Annotated in this window: 26 protein-coding genes; 25 read left to right on the plus strand and 1 reads right to left on the minus strand. The window is 36.2% G+C overall.

What is annotated here, in order from left to right; translation table 11 throughout:
* Window positions 1–24 precede the first annotated feature (24 nt).
* The 25 genes from AC0C66_RS03290 to AC0C66_RS03410 all read left to right on the plus strand — a co-directional run bounded on the left by AC0C66_RS03290 (window position 25) and on the right by AC0C66_RS03410 (window position 22,847).
* Complete coding sequence (locus AC0C66_RS03290) at window positions 25–2,535, plus strand: hypothetical protein (protein ID WP_472973493.1); 2,511 nt, start codon at window positions 25–27, stop codon at window positions 2,533–2,535.
* Between the two features lie 244 nt (window positions 2,536–2,779).
* Entirely contained in the window at window positions 2,780–3,058 is a 279-nt protein-coding gene (gene hupN, locus AC0C66_RS03295) for an HU-related DNA-binding protein HupN (RefSeq protein WP_326216552.1), read from the plus strand.
* Window positions 3,059–4,046: 988 nt separating this feature from the next.
* The gene (locus AC0C66_RS03300; RefSeq protein ID WP_068947520.1) at window positions 4,047–4,562 is read left to right on the plus strand and encodes a hypothetical protein; all 516 of its coding nucleotides are present in this window, start codon (window positions 4,047–4,049) and stop codon (window positions 4,560–4,562) included.
* 760 nt (window positions 4,563–5,322) lie between these two features.
* Window positions 5,323–5,532 carry a YonK family protein gene (locus AC0C66_RS03305; protein ID WP_068947519.1) on the plus strand — a complete coding sequence of 70 codons (210 nt, stop codon included), beginning with the start codon at window positions 5,323–5,325 and terminating at the stop codon, window positions 5,530–5,532.
* An 11-nt stretch (window positions 5,533–5,543) separates the two neighbouring features.
* The gene (locus tag AC0C66_RS03310) at window positions 5,544–6,743 is read left to right on the plus strand and encodes a hypothetical protein (RefSeq protein ID WP_326243133.1); all 1,200 of its coding nucleotides are present in this window, start codon (window positions 5,544–5,546) and stop codon (window positions 6,741–6,743) included.
* Between the two features lie 13 nt (window positions 6,744–6,756).
* Entirely contained in the window at window positions 6,757–7,212 is a 456-nt protein-coding gene (locus tag AC0C66_RS03315; protein WP_041336998.1) for a hypothetical protein, read from the plus strand.
* Between the two features lie 125 nt (window positions 7,213–7,337).
* A complete protein-coding gene (locus tag AC0C66_RS03320) occupies window positions 7,338–8,330 on the plus strand; it encodes a hypothetical protein (RefSeq protein ID WP_250540177.1) in 993 nt (330 codons plus the stop codon).
* Complete coding sequence (locus AC0C66_RS03325) at window positions 8,330–10,078, plus strand: hypothetical protein (protein ID WP_032721637.1); 1,749 nt, start codon at window positions 8,330–8,332, stop codon at window positions 10,076–10,078. Before AC0C66_RS03320 ends, AC0C66_RS03325 begins: the two co-directional genes overlap by 1 nt.
* A 23-nt stretch (window positions 10,079–10,101) precedes the next feature.
* Entirely contained in the window at window positions 10,102–11,640 is a 1,539-nt protein-coding gene (locus AC0C66_RS03330) for a hypothetical protein (protein ID WP_119996891.1), read from the plus strand.
* Window positions 11,641–11,658: 18 nt separating this feature from the next.
* A complete protein-coding gene (locus AC0C66_RS03335; RefSeq protein WP_219144904.1) occupies window positions 11,659–12,807 on the plus strand; it encodes a hypothetical protein in 1,149 nt (382 codons plus the stop codon).
* Between the two features lie 36 nt (window positions 12,808–12,843).
* Window positions 12,844–13,308 carry a hypothetical protein gene (locus tag AC0C66_RS03340; RefSeq protein WP_032721631.1) on the plus strand — a complete coding sequence of 155 codons (465 nt, stop codon included), beginning with the start codon at window positions 12,844–12,846 and terminating at the stop codon, window positions 13,306–13,308.
* 25 nt (window positions 13,309–13,333) lie between these two features.
* Entirely contained in the window at window positions 13,334–14,437 is a 1,104-nt protein-coding gene (locus AC0C66_RS03345) for a hypothetical protein (protein ID WP_017696876.1), read from the plus strand.
* Window positions 14,438–14,486: 49 nt separating this feature from the next.
* Complete coding sequence (locus AC0C66_RS03350) at window positions 14,487–14,960, plus strand: hypothetical protein (RefSeq protein ID WP_017696877.1); 474 nt, start codon at window positions 14,487–14,489, stop codon at window positions 14,958–14,960.
* A gap of 11 nt (window positions 14,961–14,971) precedes the next feature.
* The gene (locus AC0C66_RS03355) at window positions 14,972–15,358 is read left to right on the plus strand and encodes a hypothetical protein (protein ID WP_472973494.1); all 387 of its coding nucleotides are present in this window, start codon (window positions 14,972–14,974) and stop codon (window positions 15,356–15,358) included.
* A gap of 9 nt (window positions 15,359–15,367) precedes the next feature.
* Window positions 15,368–16,030: a hypothetical protein gene (locus tag AC0C66_RS03360; RefSeq protein ID WP_326243134.1), complete on the plus strand. Its 663-nt coding sequence runs from the start codon at window positions 15,368–15,370 to the stop codon at window positions 16,028–16,030.
* Entirely contained in the window at window positions 16,027–16,533 is a 507-nt protein-coding gene (locus tag AC0C66_RS03365; RefSeq protein ID WP_041352945.1) for a hypothetical protein, read from the plus strand. Before AC0C66_RS03360 ends, AC0C66_RS03365 begins: the two co-directional genes overlap by 4 nt.
* Window positions 16,530–17,258 carry a hypothetical protein gene (locus AC0C66_RS03370; protein ID WP_326243135.1) on the plus strand — a complete coding sequence of 243 codons (729 nt, stop codon included), beginning with the start codon at window positions 16,530–16,532 and terminating at the stop codon, window positions 17,256–17,258. Before AC0C66_RS03365 ends, AC0C66_RS03370 begins: the two co-directional genes overlap by 4 nt.
* 34 nt (window positions 17,259–17,292) lie before the next feature.
* Window positions 17,293–18,087: a hypothetical protein gene (locus AC0C66_RS03375; RefSeq protein ID WP_202657296.1), complete on the plus strand. Its 795-nt coding sequence runs from the start codon at window positions 17,293–17,295 to the stop codon at window positions 18,085–18,087.
* Window positions 18,088–18,104: 17 nt separating this feature from the next.
* On the plus strand, window positions 18,105–18,716 hold the full coding sequence (locus AC0C66_RS03380) for a hypothetical protein (RefSeq protein WP_074794686.1): 612 nt from the start codon (window positions 18,105–18,107) through the stop codon (window positions 18,714–18,716).
* Window positions 18,716–18,943, plus strand: a complete 228-nt coding sequence (locus AC0C66_RS03385) for a hypothetical protein (protein ID WP_326243136.1) — start codon at window positions 18,716–18,718, stop codon at window positions 18,941–18,943. Before AC0C66_RS03380 ends, AC0C66_RS03385 begins: the two co-directional genes overlap by 1 nt.
* Window positions 18,944–19,006: 63 nt before the next feature.
* Window positions 19,007–19,363 (plus strand): hypothetical protein, encoded by a 357-nt coding sequence (locus tag AC0C66_RS03390; RefSeq protein WP_326243137.1) that lies wholly within the window; start codon window positions 19,007–19,009, stop codon window positions 19,361–19,363.
* Window positions 19,363–20,832 carry a hypothetical protein gene (locus tag AC0C66_RS03395; RefSeq protein ID WP_268397247.1) on the plus strand — a complete coding sequence of 490 codons (1,470 nt, stop codon included), beginning with the start codon at window positions 19,363–19,365 and terminating at the stop codon, window positions 20,830–20,832. The genes AC0C66_RS03390 and AC0C66_RS03395 overlap by 1 nt, the downstream gene beginning before the upstream one ends.
* 86 nt (window positions 20,833–20,918) lie before the next feature.
* A complete protein-coding gene (locus tag AC0C66_RS03400) occupies window positions 20,919–21,407 on the plus strand; it encodes a hypothetical protein (RefSeq protein WP_472973495.1) in 489 nt (162 codons plus the stop codon).
* Window positions 21,407–21,826 carry a hypothetical protein gene (locus tag AC0C66_RS03405; RefSeq protein ID WP_472973526.1) on the plus strand — a complete coding sequence of 140 codons (420 nt, stop codon included), beginning with the start codon at window positions 21,407–21,409 and terminating at the stop codon, window positions 21,824–21,826. Before AC0C66_RS03400 ends, AC0C66_RS03405 begins: the two co-directional genes overlap by 1 nt.
* A 13-nt stretch (window positions 21,827–21,839) precedes the next feature.
* Complete coding sequence (locus AC0C66_RS03410; protein WP_072183687.1) at window positions 21,840–22,847, plus strand: tyrosine-type recombinase/integrase; 1,008 nt, start codon at window positions 21,840–21,842, stop codon at window positions 22,845–22,847.
* Window positions 22,848–22,973: 126 nt separating this feature from the next.
* Here AC0C66_RS03410 and AC0C66_RS03415 read toward each other — a convergent pair whose 3' ends face one another.
* Window positions 22,974–23,660, minus strand: coding sequence for a hypothetical protein (locus AC0C66_RS03415; RefSeq protein WP_120028275.1), 687 nt, complete (start codon window positions 23,658–23,660; stop codon window positions 22,974–22,976).
* Window positions 23,661–23,678: the final 18 nt, after the last annotated feature.

A 23,678-nucleotide genomic window follows, 5' to 3' on the forward strand; every position in this document is an offset into this window, starting at 1 on the left:
ATTAATTTACAAGGGGAGAATTTATTGAAAGGAAAAAAAGACGGTCTAAATAAGCAAGTACATATTTACAGTATTGATACTTCTGCTTTTTATAATGATCAAGAAAACAAATTACATAACAAGATTTTAAAATCCATTAGGTACAGAGATCATCTTAAAAAACTCGAAAATATTGATAAAAAACATAAGAAGTACATAACGCAAAGGATTATTTCCTTAAAAGAAAATCTTTATAACGCCTTTAACAATCATAATCAAATAAGAACCCTTAGAACAGATTCCCTGAAAGATAATAATGTGATTGCATTATTTGATTCAGTCTTAACACGGACATTGGGAATCAAAGAAAACACACTCTCTGAAGAGATTATTGTCGTCCAAACTTATCATTTTCAAATTTTAAGGGACATTATAGATAAAGGATTCATACATAACAATGAGAAATACGTTTATTTCACTAGCAGTGCCGGTCAAATACGAACCAAAAAGTCTTGTTTTATCAAGCAAAGCACCTTAGATAAGTATCAAAATGCTTTAACTTGTGGTCTTAGTGTGGAGCAAATCAATGCTCAAGGTGGGAGTAGCATAAACAAATGGAATAGCTACATGGCCTTATCGAATAGTGCCAGCAGTCCATGGGAAATTGATATTGATAAAGCAATTGTCGTAAATGACTTAGAAACAAACGTTTCCAGCCTGGTTGATTACATTGACCGTGATACATATGAAATCACTCGTAAGATTATGGATATTCCTATAGAACATACAGATGGTTGTGGAATGATGCTTCCTAGTTTGAGCCAGAAAAGCTTTATGGTCAGATTACCTTGGGATAAGGGTCTACTAGTTCCATTTGATTTTAGGAAGTTTGCTGAAAAACACAGTTCATTTACAGTTAAAGACGTCTACGGTAAAGAATGGGACATTTTTAAAGATGATATCCAAATAATTTTTACGAAAAGTCAGTTTAAGATGTGGAAGTACTATGATTCATGGGATGACTATCGCCACAAATTCAAAAAGTATGGATGCCTAGGCGCTAAATTAAATGAAGAAGATCCTTCTGTTGAGGGAAAACTGACTTACCAGATGCTACAAACACTCACTGATATCACAGATGAGGAATTGAAACAAATCAGCTCAAAGACTGTTAGAGAGATTACTCAATTAGGCACTGATAAAGAAACCATGATGAAAGTTTTAGGAGCTACCGAGAAAAATAAACATAAGACAAGCCTTCAAGAAGCTCTACTAATATACCCAGAGCTGTTAAATGATGATCACACCAAAGAAATCATTAAGAATAAGAAGAAGAGTATGATTAAGGACGCCAAATCAGGAAAATTACTTGTCAGTGACGCTCGTTATACGTATTTGTGCCCAGATCTATATGCTTTTTGTGAAAGACTGTTTCTTGGAATTGAGAATCCAAAAGGACTTCTCACCAGCAGCAATGTTTATTGTTCTTTATATGATGAAGGGCATATTGATATCCTCCGCTCCCCTCACCTATACAGAGAACATGGAGTTAGGTGGAACAAAAAAGATGAGGAATTTGAAAAGTGGTTTATTACCCCAGGTGTTTATACCAGTATTCATGATCCGATATCCAAGCTGCTGCAGTTTGACAATGACGGGGATAAGGCCTTAATTATTTCTGATGAGCTAATCGTCAATATTGCCAAGCGTAATATGGAGAACATCGTTCCTTTGTATTATGAAATGTCTGTAGCCCAGAAACAAGAGATTAATAGCAGAAACATCTATGAAGCACTAACTCTTGCTTATGGGATCAATATCGGGGAGTACAGTAACAACATCACTAAGATATGGAACAGTGACAATATAAACCTGGACGTGGTCAAGTGGTTATGTATGGAGAATAACTTTACTATCGATTTTGCAAAAACCTTATTCATGCCCACCCGCCCTGATCATGTTGATGAGAAAATCAAAGATTACATAAAAAATAAAGTGCCCCACTTCTTCATCAATGCAAAGGATAAAAAAGAACATAGCGTAGAATTGATTAATGAAAGTACAGTAAATAAGTTAGACTCAATTATCCCATCCGACCGAATTAATTTCGCAGCTGTTGCAGGAAAGTTCGATTATCGTTTCCTGCTTAAGAACAAGGAGATTAAAGTGGACGATGCGATAATAAGTGATTACAAACGATTAGACCAGAATAAGAAATGGCTCATGAATGATGAGGAATTTAAACCTGGACAAAAACTTTATGTCTATAAGATTATTAAAGACAGACTGTTGAAGATTCATGATGACGAGCAATATGTTGCTGATGTTTTAGTCAAGCATCTATATAAAAAGAAAAGCAAGTTCAAAACTACTCTATGGGAGTGCTTTGGTAACATAATTTTAGAAAATATCCGCAATAACTTTACAAAACATAAAGCTTGTATTAATTGTGGAAAGATGTATAAGTCTGTCTCAAATAAATCTAAGTATTGTTCTAAGTGTTCGAAAATAATAAAGAACAAACAAAACAAACAATATTATCATTTAGGAAAATAGAAAGTGCCTTGAGCCTTACTCCCCCAAGGGATACAGCGATTTTACCGAAAAAAACCACAACAAAAAAGTGCCTTTATCCCTTGGTGCTACTGTGTTGAGAGCACTTTTGGAGATAATCGTCATAAGGGAGACAGAAAGCTAATTTCCACATAAAAGGGCTAGTACGTTTCCCCCCGTCTATATAAAAGACAATCTTTATTGTTCATTTAGAATAAATTTAAAATTACTTAGGAGGAAATTGATTATGAATAAAACAGAACTAATCGCTAAAGTGGCAGAAAAACAAGGGGTATCTAAAAAAGAAGGAGCTCCCAGTGTCGAAAAAGTCTTTGACACTATTTCAGAGGCATTAAAAAGTGGAGAAAAAGTAAGTATTCCTGGTTTCGGAACATTTGAAGTTCGTGAACGTGCAGCTCGTAAAGGGAGAAATCCCCAGACAGGAGAGGAAATTGATATTCCGGCTACAAAAGCACCTGCATTTAAGGCGGCAAAAGCACTTAAAGACGCAGTCAAAGCTAAATAATCAGTTAATGAGGGATTAGCACCTCTCCCCTCTCTTCACCTAATAAATACGGTGGCGGAATAGGTAGACGCACAATCTAGGCTTGGATCAATCGATTCATGAGTCAATACTGGTCAGTTAAATGGTGCAGACGTCCCTAGACCATACTGTCATGGGAGGTGCAAATCCTCCCCCGCATTCACTCCAGGTGTTAATAGAGATTATTTGATTGCCAACATGGGGGTGTTGTCAATTAACAAGTTGATTACTGATATATGGGATATCAGTTCTCCACTAATGTTCATTTATGGAGGCACAGACTAATTTGAATGAACATTAGTGGAGATTCCTCTCCTGTGTGTGGACTAGCTTTTCTTGATTAAACAATATCTACTCCCCCTATTTTCTGTATCATTCTGACACAAACTGCGGTTGGTCATTGCAGTTAGTCGGATAATAGTCATTTATGAGGGTGCGAGGTTAACTCGGATGTCTGTATCTAAAGGAGACAGGTAAATGACTATTATCGGGCTAAACATGTCGGTAAGACCTATGCTACTCAAGTTTTTTATATGTAGGGTGAATCCCATCACAGTCTTACTATGGGTGACATGTAGCCTGAATATTAATTGCGGTGTACTGCTTCGGCTTACACTTAGGTAAGGCAGATGCGTCTTCCTTACCTCAAATTCCAATTAACAACATATTCGCTATTTATTCGCTACTTCTCCTTCATTCTGAATGGAGACTTATCTTTCCCATGCACATACCTCCTTACACGGGTCAGAGAAAACTGTGCAAAATAAGAGACTGGCGATCTACACGCATTGTATGTAGATAAGGTGTGTGACCTGACAAGAAAAGACAGGAATGTCTCTGAAAAGGGTTATATGGGTCTTACCTTTTCAAATGTTTTGATTAAAACTAAGGATAAAATTTGTTTTATTGGCAATTTATTTAAGAATCTATTAGAATATAAAAGATGTATGTCTAAAGGAGAAGATAATAAATGTCAAAAATCGCTTTATTTGAAGCTTTACCTTTAAGAAATGCAATCTCAAAACGTATTCAGGAACTTTTACAGGAACGAGATAGTGTTGCATATGTTGAGCATGATAAGGATGAAAAATATACAAAACCAACAAAAACTGTAGACCAAATCACAGCTGAGCTAGAATCGACTAAAAAAGATTATCGTGAATTGGTAGTACTAATAGCTAAAGCCAACCTGGATGCAAAAGTTTTGTGGGATGAAAAGGAATTATCGATCACAGAAGCGCTTGAATTAGCACAGCAACTTAGAGGCGAAGCGAATAAACTCAAAAGCTACGGTCGTTCTCAGAAAACTGAACGAGTAAATTCTTATTCTGATGTTATTAGTTATCGTGAAGCCTTGTTTGATCCTGATAAAATGCAAGCTAAAGGATTAAAGTTAGAAAGAATGGCTAATCGTCTTTCAAACTCTATTGAAAAAGCTAATCATAATTATGAAATTGAGTTTGAAGCTGCAGATAAGTATTTATAAAAGCTAAGGTTTTAACTTAGCTATGAGGGTAAAATCACTTTTATCTTGATAGCTGGGTGTAAAACTGCCCAGCTTGGACAACAGAGAAGTAGAAAGCCGCTTTAGTTTAGAGCGTATCTAAACTGTAATACCAAAACTCATTTATTTCCTAGGTTGGAGACGGATTACGTTTTACAGCTTACGAATTACGAGATTTACGAGTTTACGGACGCAAACCTTTATTAGTGATATTTTAATCAAAAATATACTCTGTTCTCTGTTGTTCCAATAATTTAACTCATGTGCCATGCTGTACAAGGAGTTCCTGAAGACGTCATTATGACGTCTTTTGTTATTTTCAGATTTCCCTGTCAATCCGAAGGCTTACGTTCCTACGTGAGTTACTGATGTAGGTGAGATGGGTTAATTAAAACCGTTGGAAGACGAGGGTTATGACCTAATTCAAATATTCCATTAGTTGGAGGATTAATGCTATACGCATTCTTTCTCAATCTGAAAGCAGTCAGAAAAAGGCTTCCGCACCTTACGGCGGAGGTCTTTTTGTGCTTGCGTTTTACTTTATCGATCAGCCGGAATGTACTTAGGAGCCTTCCGGTACGTAAGCTATCAATAATCTCCTTCGGGCGTTTCCCCAACGCCTATCCGACTTATCTTTCATCTCCTTTATATCCCCTTCTCGGATGTTACCGATGCTTCGGATCATCGGGCTTCCGAAGGAGCTTATTGTACGTAAATAAAACAAATAATTGGAGGAATCGTCTTGGCTAAAGGTAAGAAAGAATATTCTTTTAAAAAATGCACTGTGAACGTTGATGAAGATCAAATTATTGAGTATAAAAATGATGGGATACATATCCACTCATTATCTAAGTACTTAAGAGAAATTGAAAGCAAAACAGAACCGATTGATTTCACTTTAAAAAGCGACAGTGAAGTTGTGCCTCAAGAAACTGAAGGACTCTCTGAGTAGGCGGTGACTAAATGACAGCTATTTTAAACCCTGTGTTGCACCGTGAAAAGGAAGAATCCTTTACCGACTACCACATCCGACTTTTTAAAAATAAAGATACTTATCACATTGATACTAAAACCATTGCCGCTCTCTTAAACAAAGATCAAGGTACAAATTATGATGAGAGTAAATGGCGCAAGGATTATAAGCAATATGAACGATGGAATGATTACATAATGTCCAAGAATTTGGATGAAGAAATTCTAAGGAAATACGAAGAAGTGCGACTTCAATCTGAAAAGGAAAAGATTAGAACTCGTGATCAAAAAAGAGAATACAGAAAAAGTATAGCGAATCAAGCTCGCTTTGAGAAAATCAAGGATGACGTAGTCCAAGCTATTGTTAATTTAGAATCCAAAAGACCTCTTCGTTTCACTTACCCCCTCCCTGCAGCTGCTGAAAAGCATGGGCTTGCTTTATTCAGTGACTGGCACTTCGGAATGGAAATCGATAACCGCATCAATAAGTTCAATAAAAAAATATTCGATGAACGAGTTGAGCATCTCACAAACAAAGTAATTGAGTATGGAAAGAAGAATCATGTCTCCACATTACACGTTGCAAATCTTGGCGATTTAATTGGAGGTCTTATACATGTTTCAACGAGAGTTCAGGCTAATGAAGATGCTGTAGAACAAATTAAATATGTATCAGAAACGCTTGCTGAGGTTTTAACGATGTTGGCAAGTGAGTTTCAAGAAGTTAAGTTCTACAACGTAGCAGGCAATCACGGTCGCCTCTCCCCTTCTAAAAATGATGTCGGGATTAAAGAAAACTTTGAATACCTCATTAATTGGTATCTCGAAGCTAGATTAAGAGATATTAAAAACATTTCAATTGAACCGGAACAAGATGGCTTTATCCCCGCTAAAATCAACAATCATAAAGTCGTGTTTGTCCACGGTCACTATGATCGTGTTGATCAATGCGTAACCCGCCTACCTCAATTACTTGGCTATATCCCTTCTTACATATTTGGTGGTCATATTCATCACAACTATGAAAAAGAATATAGCAGCACAACAGTTGTTGTAAACGGAGCGCTTGTTGGCGCTGATGATTATGCTATGCAGGGTCGCTTTGGTACGAAACCGTCTCAAAAGTTTATGGTATTTAATGATGACGGTGTTGAAGCTACATACATTATTCGTTTTAAAAATAAAAACTAAAGGAGGAACCTGCTTGGATTTAGCAATGCATGAAGTGTATAACCTTCACTTGTATGATAGAAAAACTGAGGAATCTTTAGTTGATTTAACAACACTTCAAGATGTTGAAATTTTTTATAGTGATGAACATGAAACGTATTTGATTTTTGCAAAGAATGCTCTGCTAAATTTTGAGGTGCTTAAATTTTTAGGTGATTATAAAGCTCCTACCTCCTTTGAATCAAAGTTGGGAAAGAAACAATATATTTCTGTTTTAACTGAGACACCTAAGCATGAATTCAAACTGTTGGCTGAAACTGTCGGTTCTCGCCCTGAGTCATCAGAGGCCCATAGAGTTACCTTAGAATTTAACAATGTAGAAATTATTTCTAGAGCTGAATTAAAAGGTGTTAACGGAGAAGTATCGGGTTTAGACTTGATTTTTAAAGTGAACCCAGTAGATAAAGAATTTTTTAAAATTCACTATTGATAAAACTTTAATTTTATCCAAATAAACACCTTTTTAGAACGCCCAGCGATGATTGCGGTACTCCCCTTCCGCTCTATTACTGGGCGTTTCATAAAATGTGTTTACATCAACTTTATGGAGGTGAAATGGTGGGTCGGAAACCTAAAGAAAAAGAAAAACTGTTATGTGCTGCATGTCAAAAGGAAAAAGACAAAGATTCTGGCTTTTATAATTCCCGCAGCAAGCTTTACGAAAAAATAGGAAAAGTACCAATTTGTAAATCTTGTCTCAAGAAAAATATTGATTACAGCAACATGGACTCTGTATACACTGTCTTACAGCAAATCGATGTCAAATTTGATCCTTTATACTGGGAGCAAGCAGTTCAAAGAAAAACTGACACATTTAGTGCATATATGACAATGGCAAATTCTCTAAAGCAGTTTAATGGAACTGGTTGGAAGGACAGTATTCTAGAACAACAAGAAAAAGCTATTGCTGCCGAAACTCAGCGTGATTCAGTAGAACAAGTCTCAGATGAAATAATTGATAAATGGGGAATTGGTTATACACCCGATGAATACCACCAGTTTGAAAGGAAGTACAACAAACTCATTCGAAATTATGGAGAAAAAACCGCTCTCCATACTGAGGGATTACTCTCCTATATTCGCTTTCGTGTCAAAGAGGAATTAGCTACAGCTAAGGGTGAAGTAAAGGAAGCTAAAGAGTGGGGTCAAATGGCTTCAAAAGCAGCTACTGACGCAAAGATCAACGTTTCTCAGTTAAGCAAAAGCGATATTAGTGGCGGTGTGGATGTGCTGTCACAACTCTTCGAAGCAGTTGAAACTGAATTAGGCATCATCCCTCTCCTTCCCCGCCTAACCGCTCAACCTTACGATGATGCTGATTTAATCATTTGGGCCATAATCAATTATTACAGAAGACTAGAGGATAAAGAAAAAGTAGCTTATAAAGACATATATCATTTTTACGATGAGATGCTCGAAGAAGATTTCAAATCAAAGGGGCTAACTACAGAAGAAATTGAAAACTTGAAAAAAGCACGAAACAACGTTTTCCGTGACTTAGAAGATGTGTATAAAGAGCCACTTTACGACACTGGGGATGAAGAATAATGGCAAGCTACAAAAACTTCACCTCTAAGAACAATAAACATACAAAAAATCGAACAGATATTTATGAATCCTCTTTTGAAACTCCAGTAAATCCCAATGATAGCTCTAACTTAATACAGAAAAACATTTCAAAATGGGCAGAATTCACCTCCTTCATTCGTTTTTATCCTGATATTTTCTACGACATGTTAAAACCCGAAGTTGGTGGAATCGAACTTGATTTATACCAAAGAGTTATGATGAGAACCCTAAGTCGCTTCCCTCAAAATTACTTCTGTATTCCTCGCGGCGGATCAAAAACCCTCACTCAAATCATGGTTGCGTACCATACAGCAATCTGCTTCCCAAATGTCACATTAGCAATAACCGCTTCAACCAAAGAATCTGCGGTTAAAATTTGGAAAGAAAAACATGATGAAATTTTAAGGTTCTATCCTTCTATTGCAGATGAAATCAAAAGCGAAAGTTTTTCCAAAGATACTGGAAGAGTTGAATTTCAAAATGGCGCAATTATCGATAACCTAGCCAATGCCCAATCTTCAAAGGGATTACGTAGAAGACGTGGCTCTCTTGAAGAATCTGCATTAATCGATAAAGATCTCTATGATGATGCCATTGAACCAATATTCAATATTCCACGAACTACAATGACTGGTGAAATTGATCCTGCAGAATTAAATGGTCAAATAAACCGTTTTTCAACATCAGGATACAAAAACTCTGATGAATACGAAAAGATTCTTACTATGGTTAAAGAAACTGGTGACTTGAAAGGCTCCTTTGTGTTTGGATCTGATTGGAGAATTCCTATCCACTTTGGTCGTCAAAAAATGTCCACGATTAATAAAGCCAGACAAGGAAACGTTACCCGCTTTCGACAAAACTACCTTTGTGATTGGATTGGTGCAAGTGACGGAGCTTTAATCAACATTAGTAAATTAATTAAAGCCAGAACTATTACACAACCAGAGCTATCTTGTCCTCGGGATAAAAACAAAAACTTTTTGCTTAATGAGTATGTTATTGGTGTAGACGTTGCACGTTCTGCAGCTGAGTCAAACAACAAAACGGCTATTATTGTTTTAAAAATTATTAGGAATAGTAACAACCTTATTAGACAAGTTCAAGTAGTTAATATCATTGAACCACCTAATGGATTAAGCTTTAAGGAACAATCCATCATGGTGAAAAGAGTCTTTAAAAATTATGGCGGAAACCAAGACCTCTCACTCTCTAGAGTAAAAGCTGTTGTTGTTGATGGTAATGGAGTCGGCGGTGGATTAATCGACCGATTATTAGAAGATGTTACTGATCCTGAAACAAATGAAGAGCTTGGATGTTGGGCTACAATTAACACTGATCAAAAACCAGACGTGCCTAATTCACCTGAAGTCGTTTACAATCTAAAATCACAAGGTATAAACCAGGATATTATCACCCAGTTTTTAGACTATGTTGAATCGGGGAAGTTAAAGTTACTCAAAGCTTTCGAAGATATCAAAAACCAAAAAGACATTGCAGACGATGTTATGGTTGAAGCAGCATGTATTCAAACTCAGTTGTTTATTGACGAAGTGGCCAACCTACGGATCAAGAAAAACCAAAATTCTTTTACTGTAGAACAGGTTGTAAAACGTATCGATAAAGACAGATACAGTGCGATTGCTTACGCCTTATATTACATTGCTCAATTTTTAGAGAAAGAGGAATCCGATGAAGAATATTCATTTGGGTTCTTTTTTAATTGAATTTTTTAATCAGGAGGTGAAAAATGGATACCCAAAAAGAGCCGTCCTATGAATATAATACTGATTTATCAAACCTGGATTCGCTATTCTTCAATACCTCAAATACTTCAGTTTCATATGATCGAGTGAAAACTTGGCTTAATAATCACAATCTTTATAACAAACAAATTCGAAATGCCTCAAAATTTCTTTATAATTCAAATGGTATTTACAGGAATGTAATTGACTACATGGTTTCTCTCCCTACCCTAGACAGAGTTGTCTACGGGAACTCAAATGATCATGATCAATTAAAATTGGACAAACGAACATATGGAATCGCATTAAGAAAAATAAATGACAAAAATATTGTTCGAGATTCACTTAGAAAATTAAGTCTTTACGGCACATCTTTCCATTATTTCGAATCAGTTGCAGCTGAGAACTTTCCTAAAACACTTAGTGATTATGAAGTTGATTCAATATCTGAAATCAACGATACAAAAGAGTTCAATTGTTCTATCCTCCCTCTCCCTATCGATTACTGCAAAATTGTCGGGAGAAAAAACTCTTCATATTTGGTGGCTTTTGATGTATCCTACTTTGATCAATTCACAAGCAAAGGGAGATCTTTAAAACTTAAAAGGTGGCCAAAGGAATTTAGACAAGGTTATGTTGAGTACAAAAAAGATCTCAATAAACGTTGGCTCGTATTAGACAACAATAAGACGATCACCGTTAAAGGCAGCGCTGATTTGGAAGATCAATGGGGACGACCGATTGGACTAGCTGCATTTGTTGATATGGTTTATGACGATTATTTTGTTGATACAAAAAGAAACATTCTTGATGATTTGAACAGTACATTAATTTATCAAACATTGCCCGAAGGTGAAAAGAAAGGTGTTTCTTCCTTAACGCAAAAGCAACAAGAGCAACAGCACAACAGCATCAAAAATGCCTTAGTTTCTAAAGGCGCTGTCAAAGGGATAAAATTCTTCTCTTTGGCCTCAGGCACTAAGCTAGACAAGCTTGAGACAAACGTTGATTTCCTTAAAGTCAAAGGTGAAGATGAATTAATAAAACGAATATCAACTAACTTAGGTTTTGCAGGTTCAGCGTTAAATGGTCAAGACGGAAATTATTCCTCTCAATCTACAAACATTGAAATGGTGTCCTCACAAATTTTCTCCTGGTTAGAACAGATCTCTAGTGAGTTTAACAAAGTCATTAATGCAAATATCATTAAAAATCCCAAGTCTTATGTTGAAGTTTACTATCTCCCCCTTACCCACGTTAACCGTAAAGAAAAAGTCCAAAATATGAAGGACTTGTACACGAGTGGTCGAGGAAGTTTAACTGCTTGGATAGCAGCTACTGGGTGGAATCCTGATGCCTACTTGTCATTAATGGAATATGAAAAAGAAGAAGGATTCGATGAGAAGTTCCCTGTTCATGCAACTTCCTACACCATGAGTAAGAATGATAAGTCTGCTGGTCGTCCTGAAGACGATAGTTCTCAAAACGAGAACACCATTAAGTCCAAAACAAATAACAGTAATGGTACGCCCTCTGGCTCATGAAGGGAGGTGAATTAATATTTGAGAAGTGCAATCTTAGAGATTAATAATCAACGAAAAGTAAGTGGACGAACCTTTGTAAAGTGGGTTGTTCTTGAAATACATGAAAACAATGCCCAATACAATAAAAACGGTATTACCTGGATCGAAAAATACGTTAATGCAAACTTAAATTCCATTAAGGATATGCCGCTGTGTGTAGAATTTATTGATTGTGAAAACAGTGAACCATTTGGCCATGGCATGACAGAAATTAAAGATGGGACTCCCCTGTTTGAAAACAGCACTGTAGTTGGTGTTACAACCAATGGATATATCGACACTATAGAAGTAAATGGTCAACAAAAAAGAGTGTTAATTGGTGAAGGTTTTATTTACAACCAAAGGTACCCTAAGTTTGTACAATGGCTTAAATCGAAAATGTTTGATGGCGAATTCCCTGAGACCTCAGTAGAAATTTCTGCAGTTGAAGGCAGCTCTTCAATTGAGTATGACGGTGGGTATAAAGAAAAAGGTCGTATACCTATGAGATTTGATTTCACCGGCGACGCAATTCTCGGAATTGATCCAGCTGATGATGCTGCTGTCTTACTGGAACTAAATAATAATCACAAGGAGGAACAGTCAATGGCAAAAACACAAGATGAAGCATTAGTTGAATTGAATAATAAGCTAAACATTGAGAATAAAGCACTTGAAACAAAAGTGGCTGAACTTAATGAGGCGCTTAAGAAAAAAGATGAGGAGTTAAATGCTGCAGTAAAAGCAGCTAAAGATGAGAAAGCAAAAGTTGAGGAGAAAGAAAAAGAAATCAAAAAAGCAAAAGAAGAAAAAGAAAAAGCTGATGCCGAGTTGAATTCACTGAAAGATTTCAAACAAAACGCAGAAAACGAAAAGCTAAAAAGTGAACTAAATCAAGATCTCAATAAATATACAGAGAAAGAAAAATCGGTCGCGAAAGAAAAAATAGAACTCTTCTCCAAATCTCCTTCTCTTGAGCTAAAGACACAAATTCTCTCGGAAATTAACTCTTCAATTGCTCAATCATTTATTGCACAACGTCAAAAGAATCAATCAACTGAAACAAATAGCACTAATGATAAAGACATTTTTTCAGAAATTAATGATGCTGGACAAGAAAGCTCAGTATCTATTAATGATCTCTATTAAAATAAAATAACACTTTTATAGAAATGAGGAATTTATATGTTCAAGTTTGGAACTATTGGTGCCTTCAAACAGGTGCGAAATAACCCGCGTTGTAAAGCAACAAAAGATTTAGTGCCTGGCTTGGTTGTGTTACCAGATGACTCTACTGGCCTGGCGCCTACCCCTGCCGATGCTACAGCAGCAAAGGGCGACATTTATGTTGTTGGCAATATCATTGATAAACCTGAGGTTAGAAACAAAGCTGATTTTAAAGTATTGAAAGATGAATACGTTCGTGCTTTCCGTGTAACTGATTTGGCTGACCTACCAGTTGAGTTGAGTCAAGATACAGTTCAAGGTTTTGATGCTCTCATTGTGGGCGATGTTATTGTCCCAGCAGGTGATGGAACTGGTCAATGGACTAAAGCTGGAGAAGATGTTGCTGATTATAAAGTTAAGCTTAAAGTTCTTGAAAAAACTACATTCGGTGGTAAAGGTCTGTACTTAAAAGTACAAGCCTAATCCCTAACTTTTGGAGGTAAAACTTATGAAAATTGAACTTAATAACGTAAAACGGGATTCAGATGTGTTTGCTAATCCCAAGTTAAATTCAAAATCGCCAATTATTGAGATCTTCTCTGCAATTGCAACAGGAAAAGATATTTCTAAATTCGGTAATAAAGCCGATACAGTTATGAAACATGTCAAAGATTTAGCAGCTCAAGCTGTACTAGGAAACCCCGTGGCAAAAGCTGAAATAAATACAATTGTTAGATTGGCAATTGAACCTAAACTTATTTCAGCTGTTAAATTATTTGATTTCATGGGTACTTTTAGACAAATCGGTTATGATCAACAACCAATGATGACTACATACGCACACGAATCAATTAGAAGTGGTTTCCAAGCTTCTCGTGGAGACGTTCCTTTTGCTACTACAACTTGGAACGAATACCCTATTGGAACACAGACTATTTCAGCAGGCTATGCTGTTAATTACCGTGAAATCCAAAGTGGAAACCTAGATAAAGTTGCTGAAGGTATGGAACAAGTTCAGACCGATATGATGAATAAAGCTATGTATTATGTCGTAAATGAAATGTACAACGCCATTAAGTCAGCTACCGGTGTTAAATATTTCTCGGAAAATGCCGGTATTCAAAAATCTGCAGTTGATGACACTATTAAGAAGGTTCGTAGATTCGGTCAACCATCTATCGTTGGTGATTATTCTGTTGTTTCTCAGTTAAATGATTTTGCTGGATTCCAAGCAGTCGCCGGAGATGCGACTAGTACAAAATTGCCTGAATCAGTAATGGATGAAATCCGCAAGACAGGTTTACTGAGTACTTATAAAGGTTCTTCTGTTGTTGAATTACCTAATGCATACAACCTCACTGAACTTAACAAGACTGGAGATAACTTCAAAACTTACCTTCCTGAAGGTCTTCTATTCTTCATTCCTCAAGGAGCAAAATCTCCTCTTCAAGTATTCCAACGTGGTGGATTAACTTCTATGACAGGTAACGATATCGTGTCTGGTACAGAAATTACTCGATTTGACATGGAAATCGGTGCAGGTGTAGCTAAAGGGCAAGAATATCAAATCGGATTAATCCGTGATGAAAATTTCGAAATCACACCTGAATAAAATCATTATGGAGGGCATTGTCCCTCCTAAGTAAATTATGGAGGGTATTATGTCAATTAATTTAGATAAGAAAATCGCTATTAAAAATTTGTGTTCGTGGGACTTATATTTCAAAAAATTAGAAAGCCATGGAGATTTCCGTTTACCTGCTAATGGCATTCGTCAAATTACAGTAGGTGAAGTTCAGTCTCAAGTTTTTGATAATGTTAAAATGTTTGTAGGCACTGATGGGCAAGGGTCTCATGCGAAAATTTTCATTGATGATAAAGAAACTAGGGTTCACCTTGGGTTTGAGGCTGCTGAAAATGACAGTGAGCAAGAAGTGATCACACCTGAAAGAATCAAGCAGATTTTAGCTTACAAAACTCAGAAAACATTCGAAGAAAATGTAACTAAAGATATCAAACTAGAATCCGAAAAAGCTCAGTTATTTGAAATTGCAAAGAAAGAAAAAGTAAATGACTATAAAAAGATCAAGTTTATTGAAGAGTTTACTGGTTTTAAGTTTGATACAGAATCATAAGGAGTGATTTAATGACGCCTTATGAAAAAATTATCAATGTTTTTCATTCTTTGTTTCAATCGAACGAAGTGTTGCCGGAGGGTCTTGAAAAACAGTTTTTGATTAATGCTATTAGCGATTACGAAACAGATCTTACATATCTTGGTTTCCATGAAGAAACTAATACGTTTGATGTCACACTTTCAAGAGCTCAAACCCAATTACTCGGAATGCTTATGTACAGAGGATATTTAGGCAGATACAGAGATAGAGCTCTCAAGTTGAATAACGTAATTGGACGAGATATTCAATTAACAGGCTTAGCAAACACAAAAGCACAAGTAAATAGAGCATATGAGAGCTTGTGTGATGATATTGATCAAAAAATTAGTAAGCTTAAAACCAATAATTTCGAGTGAGGTGCTTAGATGTCAATAGATTGGTACCTTTCTTCCTCCTCGAATTATTTAAGTGGCTGGGAAAACGATGAATTTAATACAAACAAATATGAAATATTTAAAGAAATTCTAGCTAATTCACCCGAAACATATGATATTGAGCTCAATCATAAGTCTCAACAGGTAATTATCCAAACAACCCAAGACAGTGAAACTAAGAAAGTGCTTACCGTTTTAGGATTGCTTAATCGAGGCGACTTGATTAAATATGATGATAGTTATTGGATTGTTAATTCAAGACCTACAGACAATAAAATGAACGATAGTGCTACTATGAGACTTTGTAACACCTCATTTTTTCTTACTTCAGAAGACAAGCTAATCGATACTGGCAAAATTAACGAAATCACTGGTAAGCCAATTTATGAAAAAGTACCTGGTGTAAAAACTGAAGTTCCCTGCATATTCAAAAGGACAACTTCAATAAATGGCACTGAATTGGCGGTAAATCTTCCAGATGGTCAAGCAAACATTACAATTCCCTATCTTGTTCATAAAAAATTGAAAATCGGACTTACCCTCACCTTCTTTGGCGAAGATTATCAAGTCGATGATATAGACTATTCTAAAGTTTACGGAGACCACGGAACAATAAAATTGGTTGCCAAAAAGAAAGTTGGTGAAAAGACATGAGCATGACTGTTGAACAGATGACAAAAGTCTTCAGATTAGTTATGGATGATGTTGAACTGAATCGGCTCTTGTATTACAAAACTGATCCTCTCTCCCCTTCTCATCCAGATGTTCAATCACTCGAAAATTATTATGACTCCACAAATGACTCTCCCGCTATAATCAATACCATATTCAAGCGAGCACCTAAAACAGATGATCTATCGGATTCACCATTATGTAGAATGTGTGTTTATTTAGGGAATGCATTACCAAAACCATCCAACCAAAGCGCAATGCTTCTTGATCAAGACTTGATGATTGATGTTTTCACCCACATTAACACCTTTGAAGAAACTGAATTTAGAAATCTTAAGATTAATGACAGGATAAATAAGCTCTTGTTCAATCAAAATTTTGCTGGTATTGGCAAGACAAACTCTTATAAAAGACTGCTAATCACTAATCCTCCTGACGGTTACCTCGGATATAAATTAATTTATACCTTTGGGGCAATGAAATGATTGATAGTGAATTCTTTATAACCGGCGAACCAATTCCTACAGAATTTGGCGATTGTCGATTTATAAAAGTTAAGGAATATGCATTTTTAACTCCGTACCTCAGCTGGTTTAAGATGTCTAAGAAAGAGATTATTTATACTTACAGCAAAAAGGAAAATAATCAATTTGGTCAGTTAGATGGTCTTATTGCTGAACTTAAAAAACTGTCTTTATTTGAAATTACAAGTATCCTTCCGAATTTTAAAGAAGCATATGAAGTAATATTTAGCACAGTTTTTAATGGCGTTGAAATTTTAGAGAAACTTACACCAGAAAATTTCGAATTCCTACGGGAACTAGTCTTGAAAATGTCTTGTCTAAAAGAAGAGAAAATCAGCTCTAACCCAGAGATACAGCGAGCTAACGAGCGCAGCAAAAGGGTGAAAAGTCAGGATTCAGATATGGTTGATATGGCAGATATCATGAGCAGTGTTGCTACTCACACTGGATATTTGTACAAAGATATAAATGAAATGACTCTGTTTCAGTTATACATGACTTACTACAGAGTAGGTCAATTCAAACAGTACGATACCTCCACCCTATTTGCGACAGTTTCACCTGATGCAGCCAAACACATGGAAAGCTGGGGAAAACATATCGACTTATTTGAGGAAGAAAAACACTACATAAGTAGAGAAAATTTCATGAAACAAACTAAAGGTTTTGGTAAAGGCAGCGCATAGCTGTCTTTTTATTATTTAAGGAGGCAACAATTAGATGAAAACAGTTATTCAAGATACAGCTGACGTTTATTTTAAACGAAAATCTGACGGAAAGCTTGTATTCACAGCCGAGGCACAAACAGCATCATTCTCCCAAGCAATTTCCGAAGAAAAACTTAGAGGCGGAATCGGCAATAAACCACTTTACATTCTTAAATCTGAGAAGGAAATTAACCTAACTGTCAAAAATGCTTTCTTTGATTTAGAATGGCTTGCAATGACCCAGGGTGAAACTATTCAGGAAGAAACAAAAGTAAAGGTTTTCGATAGAGAACATGGACTTATTGTAGATGATGCAAACAAAGTTACTCTAAAAGGAAAGCCTGTAAGCGATGTAACTTTCTATAACAAAAAAGGTTTAACGTATAAGATTGCTGTTTCAACTGATGGTACATATACAATTCCAACAGCATTTGCAGCTACTAAAGAAAAACTAACAGCTGTGTATCAAATTGAAAAAGTCGGTAGACGCTTAGCTATTAAAGCCAGCAAGTTCTCAGAACGATATGAAGTTGAATATCGTACTATTTCTTATAATCCTGATACAGAAGAAGTTTACAGTGACATCTATATCCAGTTCCCTAACGTTTCTCCTTCAGGTGAATTTGAAATGTCATTAGAAAATGGAAATGCTCTAGCACCTGAAATTAAGTTTGAAGCATTAGCAGATGCAGATACAGACGAAATGGCTGTAGTAATTGAAGCAAGCAGAGAAGAAAATACTGCAGCTCCGGTTGAGGATACAACAGGTTCAACTCAAAGCTCAGATCTTGGCGGAACAACTGAATAATTAAGGAGGCGTTTATTATTGCTTTTTTAAACCAGGACGGTGATAAATACACCTCTGCAAAAGATGATGGGACAGGTAATCCCATAACAGCTGTATCAATTGAACGTTCCACTGTCCCCTTGGAGGTTGGTCTCAATAATGACCAGCCTCTTAATGTTAATGTGGCCAACACTGCACTTGATGTAAATATAACTAATACGGCTTCTGTCCCTGTTTTGGTTAAAAACACTGCAGCAATTAAAACCCAAGTTCAAAAATCCTATTCTGAATTTGTTGTTACTGATGCTGATACTGTAGCTACAGGTGCAACTAAGTCTTATACAGTTGATCTAATCGATTCACTTGGTGTTTTCAGAACGTACGGTGTTGCTATGTACACAACTCAAACAGACAGTTCAAACAGCAAAGTTTTAGCAAGTATTTATTCCGTACCGAAAAACATCCCATTTTATTCTGCAACTACATCAGGTAATGATAATTCTGTTCTTTTTAACAGCATTGCCTTTGTTCAGAACTATCCTTTGCAAAAACAATTAACATTCACTGCTCCCAAAATACATCTGACAGTTAAAGCAGCCGGTACAGTTGATCTAACTGGGTTAAAAATCGTTGTTTGGGGGATGGAATAATGACATTTGATGAAGTATGCGGTCTGTTCAAACAATTTGATGGCTTGGAACAAAAATTCCTATTGCTATCAGATGGATCCTATATCAGTGTTGATGATTTCAAGCAACTTTTTGAAGGCGACTTCAATGAGTACGAACCTTTAAGTTCGCTTCAGTCATCCCCTTCTTCTACCCCAGCTTGGGAAGGTATATGGAATAAGCTACAAGAGGATGGACTTTTTGAATAAGTCCTCCCCTCTTGTTTTTCTAGATAAAAGACAGTTTTTATTCAAATTAAGGAGGTGGAGTTGTTGACAGAAACGACTGAAAGTGTCGTCATAACGATTCCAGACAAAACTTCATTTACATTTCATGAAGCAACAACTGCCCCATCAGAAGGTGAAGAATTTGTAGTGGGTCATTTTCGGGAACTTACTGTTAAGATCTCTGGTTCCTCAACTTCACGAGAAGTAAAATTTTATGCGATTGACGAAAATGGTGAAAAATCAGTCTTGAGTGGCACTAACAAAAAAGATTTTCAACTGTCATCAAGCACGTTAAATACAAATGAATATTGGGACTTTGATGTTGCTGGAGTGTTTAAAGTTATGTGTGAAGTATCCGCAGTTAATGGTGATGTATCTGTTAAAGGGATTGCGGTGAGCTAATGAGTAGCAGTAAATTTGTTGGTCAATTAAAGCAAAACAATGAACAAATTAACAACCTAAAAGCTTTACTCTCACAAAACGAAAAGCATATGACTGATCATGAACAAGAATTGACCGATAAGGTTAATGATTTTATGGAGTATCAGAATTATGAGCTGAAAAAACACATAGAGAATATAAACAATCCACACCAGGTAACAAAAGAACAAATTGGTTTAGGAAATGTAGACAATGTTCAACAAGCCTCAAAAGCTGAATTTGACGAACATAATAAGGATGCTGTGCGTCATATTACAGACGCCGAACGTTTGAACTGGAATGCAGCAGAAAAAAATGCCAAAGCGTATACGGATGAATTTGCTGCTCGTAGGGACAATCCGAATCAGGTTACAAAAGAACAGGTTGGACTTAATAATGTAACAAATGATAAACAGGCAACAAAAATAGAGTTTGATGCACATGTTAAAGATTCTAAAATACATATTTCTGATGCAGAGCGAACCAAGTGGAATGCTTCGCAATTAAGTAAGATATCGAGTGATGATGGACAGCCATTATTTAATGTAACAACGGATGTCCATACAGAATTATTAAATTATCCGAATTTCACGTATTTCTCTTATGCAGGAACAGCTAAAAACTCACCGGGTCCATCCGGAAGAGGCTTTTGGATGTGCAGCGCAGGGAAGTCTTATGGTCATGTTCTTGTCATGACGAATGACAATAAAACTTTTCGTAAATCATTGGCTAACAGTGTATGGACAGATTGGATTGAAATAGAAAGTACAGAAGGAGCTCAAAAGAAAGTCGATGCACATGCCAATAAAACAGATATCCATGTATCAAAAGCCGAAAAAGATAAGTGGAATGGGAGCCAAATTCATAAGCTCACAGCAGATGCGGGACATCATCTTGTTGGATTAGCAGATAAGGACTTATTTACGGAACTGGCAACGAAGAGAACAACAACTTTTTACTCGAATAACACAACAATAAACCAACCGCCTGTTAGTAGTTCATTCCGCGGTCTTCAAATCGGGCAGGATGGTTTTGGTGAAGTTTTAGCTATGGGAAACGATGGTTCTACTTGGAGAGTATCCAATGTTGATGGATGGAAGACTTGGAAGCGACTCATTACTAATGAGGATTTTGAATTGGCAACATGGCACAACGTCACGTTAAAAAATGGTGCAGCGAATGGAGACAGGCCGTTTCAATATGCCAAGTGGGGGAAACTGCTTTTATTACGTGGTCATATTACAGCAACTCGTGAAGTTGTTTGTGGCACAATTCCATCAGCCGGATTGCCAGTGAATGGAGCTACAGCGATGATTTCAGTATCGGGTACAACCGGCGACAGCAAACTTTTAATTTTTGCAAATGGCGAATTAAAATTAACCGGAATACATTCTAATAATGATAATGCAGTTACAGGTTACTATATGGACGCTGTAATACCATTAGAGTAACCGTTTAAACATTGCTTTAAGCAAGTGTGACACCAATCTGTGTATGGTGTCTTTTTTATATGGAGGATATTAAAGGAGGAAATAAAATGGCATCAAAAAAGTTGAATTTAGGTTTAATCGAGGAAAGTGTCAATAAGTATGACAAGAAAGAAAAAGTCCAATTATCTGATGACGTACATGTATTCGTCTATCCATACTTCTCCCCTTCTCGGTTAACAAAAATGTTAACAGGATTGATTTCTGATCCACAAGAAGCAAAAGAAGCAGGTATCAAATCCTTTAAGGATATAAATCAAGTTCAATGGGCATTCTTTTCACTAATCAAAGAATTTACAGACCTGGGTATTCCAAATGACATTAAAAATAAAGTCAAATGGTATCTTAAACTTGTAGACTCAGAGTATTTCCCTTTGATTATCAATAGCTTTCCTAAAGAGAGCTTAGAAAAGCTGGGTAAAGCCACTGTAATGCTGCAACAAAACATAGATGAGTTATCAAAAAAATCTCAGGAAGAAGCAAATAATCTTATCCTTCAGAAGGATGAAGAAATTGAAGGCAGCGCTGTCTCACAATGATGGCGAAAAATATAAAAGAAATTAAAGTAATGATTGAGAAAGCTGCAATTCAGTCTATACATAAGTCTTCCTCCAATGTTAAGCAAGTCATGATGAAAACTGGTCAAGATCATATTGAAGAGGATGTTTATGGCGCCTATAGCCCCCTACTCTATGAACGCACAGGAAACCTAAAAGGCGCTTTTACAACTATTAATGAAAGTAACGGTATCTCATTAGACAATACCAGAGAAGACGAAGAAAAAGATGTTGCAACAGTCATCGAAACTGGACAGGGCTATACATATCCAGATTCATACGGTTATGGCTACGGGAAACCTCGTCCTTTTATGAAGAATACTGCCGAGACTCTAAAAGATGGACGATTAACAGAGGCATTTAAAAGTGATTTAAAAGCAGATGGAATTAAAACGTACTAATGGTGGTGAATTAATGACCAAAATTAAGAAAAACATGCTTCGGGATAGGGCTAAAAAACTGCCTGAAATCACAGACGAAATGTGGCAACACGTAAATGACGAATTAAGGACAATTGTTGATGAGTTCATTGCTGTTCAAAACTTTAGTCCAGCAACAAAAAGACAATATCAATCTGGACTAAGGCAGTTTGGTTATTACGTATATCAATCGATGAATAACAAACCTTTATACAAGCTCACCAAAAGAGATATTCTTCGTTATTTAAGCTATCTTCGTGATAACCGCAAACTCTCCTCTTCTGCACAAAGTTTTAAAAAAGCTTGTGTTTCATCCATGTTTAACTACATCGAGAATGTTATTGCTGATGACGAGGATTTCAAAGAGTATCGGAGTTTTAGAAATTTAACCCGAGGACTCCCTCCTATCCCCAAAAACAAAGTATATGACAAAGTGAAAATTACTTTTAATGAGTACAAAGATATGATGGATGTACTTGAAAAGGACGAGAACTATTTAGGGATGGCCTGGCTTGCAACAGCCTTTAATGTCGGAGCCAGAAGGAGTGAAATTATACAATTCAAAACAGAAATACTTGATTATCCAATACCTGAAGGTAAGACATTTGTATACAGTCATAATGTGCGACTAAAAGGTCAAGGTGATGATGGAAAAGTAGAGCCTTATATGATTAATCTTGAAGCATTAAAATACATGCGATTATGGGTTGAAAATAGAGGTTATGAATCAGAGTACATATTTTCAACTAAATACGGTGGAGAAGTTAAACAAGCTTCAAAGTCATGGGCTGATTATTTTTGTTCAAATGTTTTGAGCGATATTCTCCAACGAAGAGTTAATCCTCATATATTTAAAGCCTCTTGTGTAACATATCTTCTTGAAAGTGGAGTGGATTTAAAGCTCGTTTCAAAATATGTTGCACACCACGAAGATGTATCAACTACCATTGCTCACTATGATCTCAGGGAATTTGAAGAAGAGAAGAATAAAATATTCTCTTAATAACCCCTCTCCTTCCAAATAAAATCCCTCTTTTATTCAGAATCAAGATTCCTCAAACGAGGAATTTTGCTTATGTATAAAACAAAAAATCACTTTGCCCCTTATAAAGACAAAGTGATTTTAAAATTAGCTATTAGGTAAATCTACTTTTGCAGGAGTACTAGTCCAAGGTTTGCCCATTTTCTTTTTATGAGCTTTATCTTCAAAAAATTGTACTGTAGCATACTGATACCAGCTATCAGTCATTGCTCCTTTTTCATATAAATCATATTTATAATACGCATCAGGGATTTGTTCTTTAGCCCAATAAGAGAATAAAATTGTGGCAGCCTTACTCCCCCATCCCAATCCAGGGACAATACCGACTAATGACATTGTAACTGATAACGCATTTTTAGCTGCTTTTGTATGCCCAGATAAAGTCCCCACATAATGGTATCCTTTTTTAGGTTTTGCAGCCTGTGTTGTGAATTCATTAGATTTCAAATTATTGTTTTCATAATTTGTTCTGTTAGCAACATTTTCATCATACTCAAAGTTTAAGCCTTTTTGTTCTATGCCATCGACTTTTACAGTATGATCATTTCCGTTCATCTGAACTTTGTGAGTTTCATTTCCACTCACATACTCAATTTCAACTAATTTCCTGTTTGACGATATCTTTTCACTTTTCATTTTGTAATGTAGAGCTAGTTCTTCGTAAGAAGGGGTTGTCTTAGAGTCCTCCTTAGCAGAAGCATAACCTGCAGGTAAAAGTGAGCCTAAAGTCAATGATGCAGCCATAACACAAGTAATAACTCTTTTCTTTTTCAATTAAAATCCTCCTTGTGT

Source organism: Bacillus sp. VA13 (assembly GCF_055710085.1).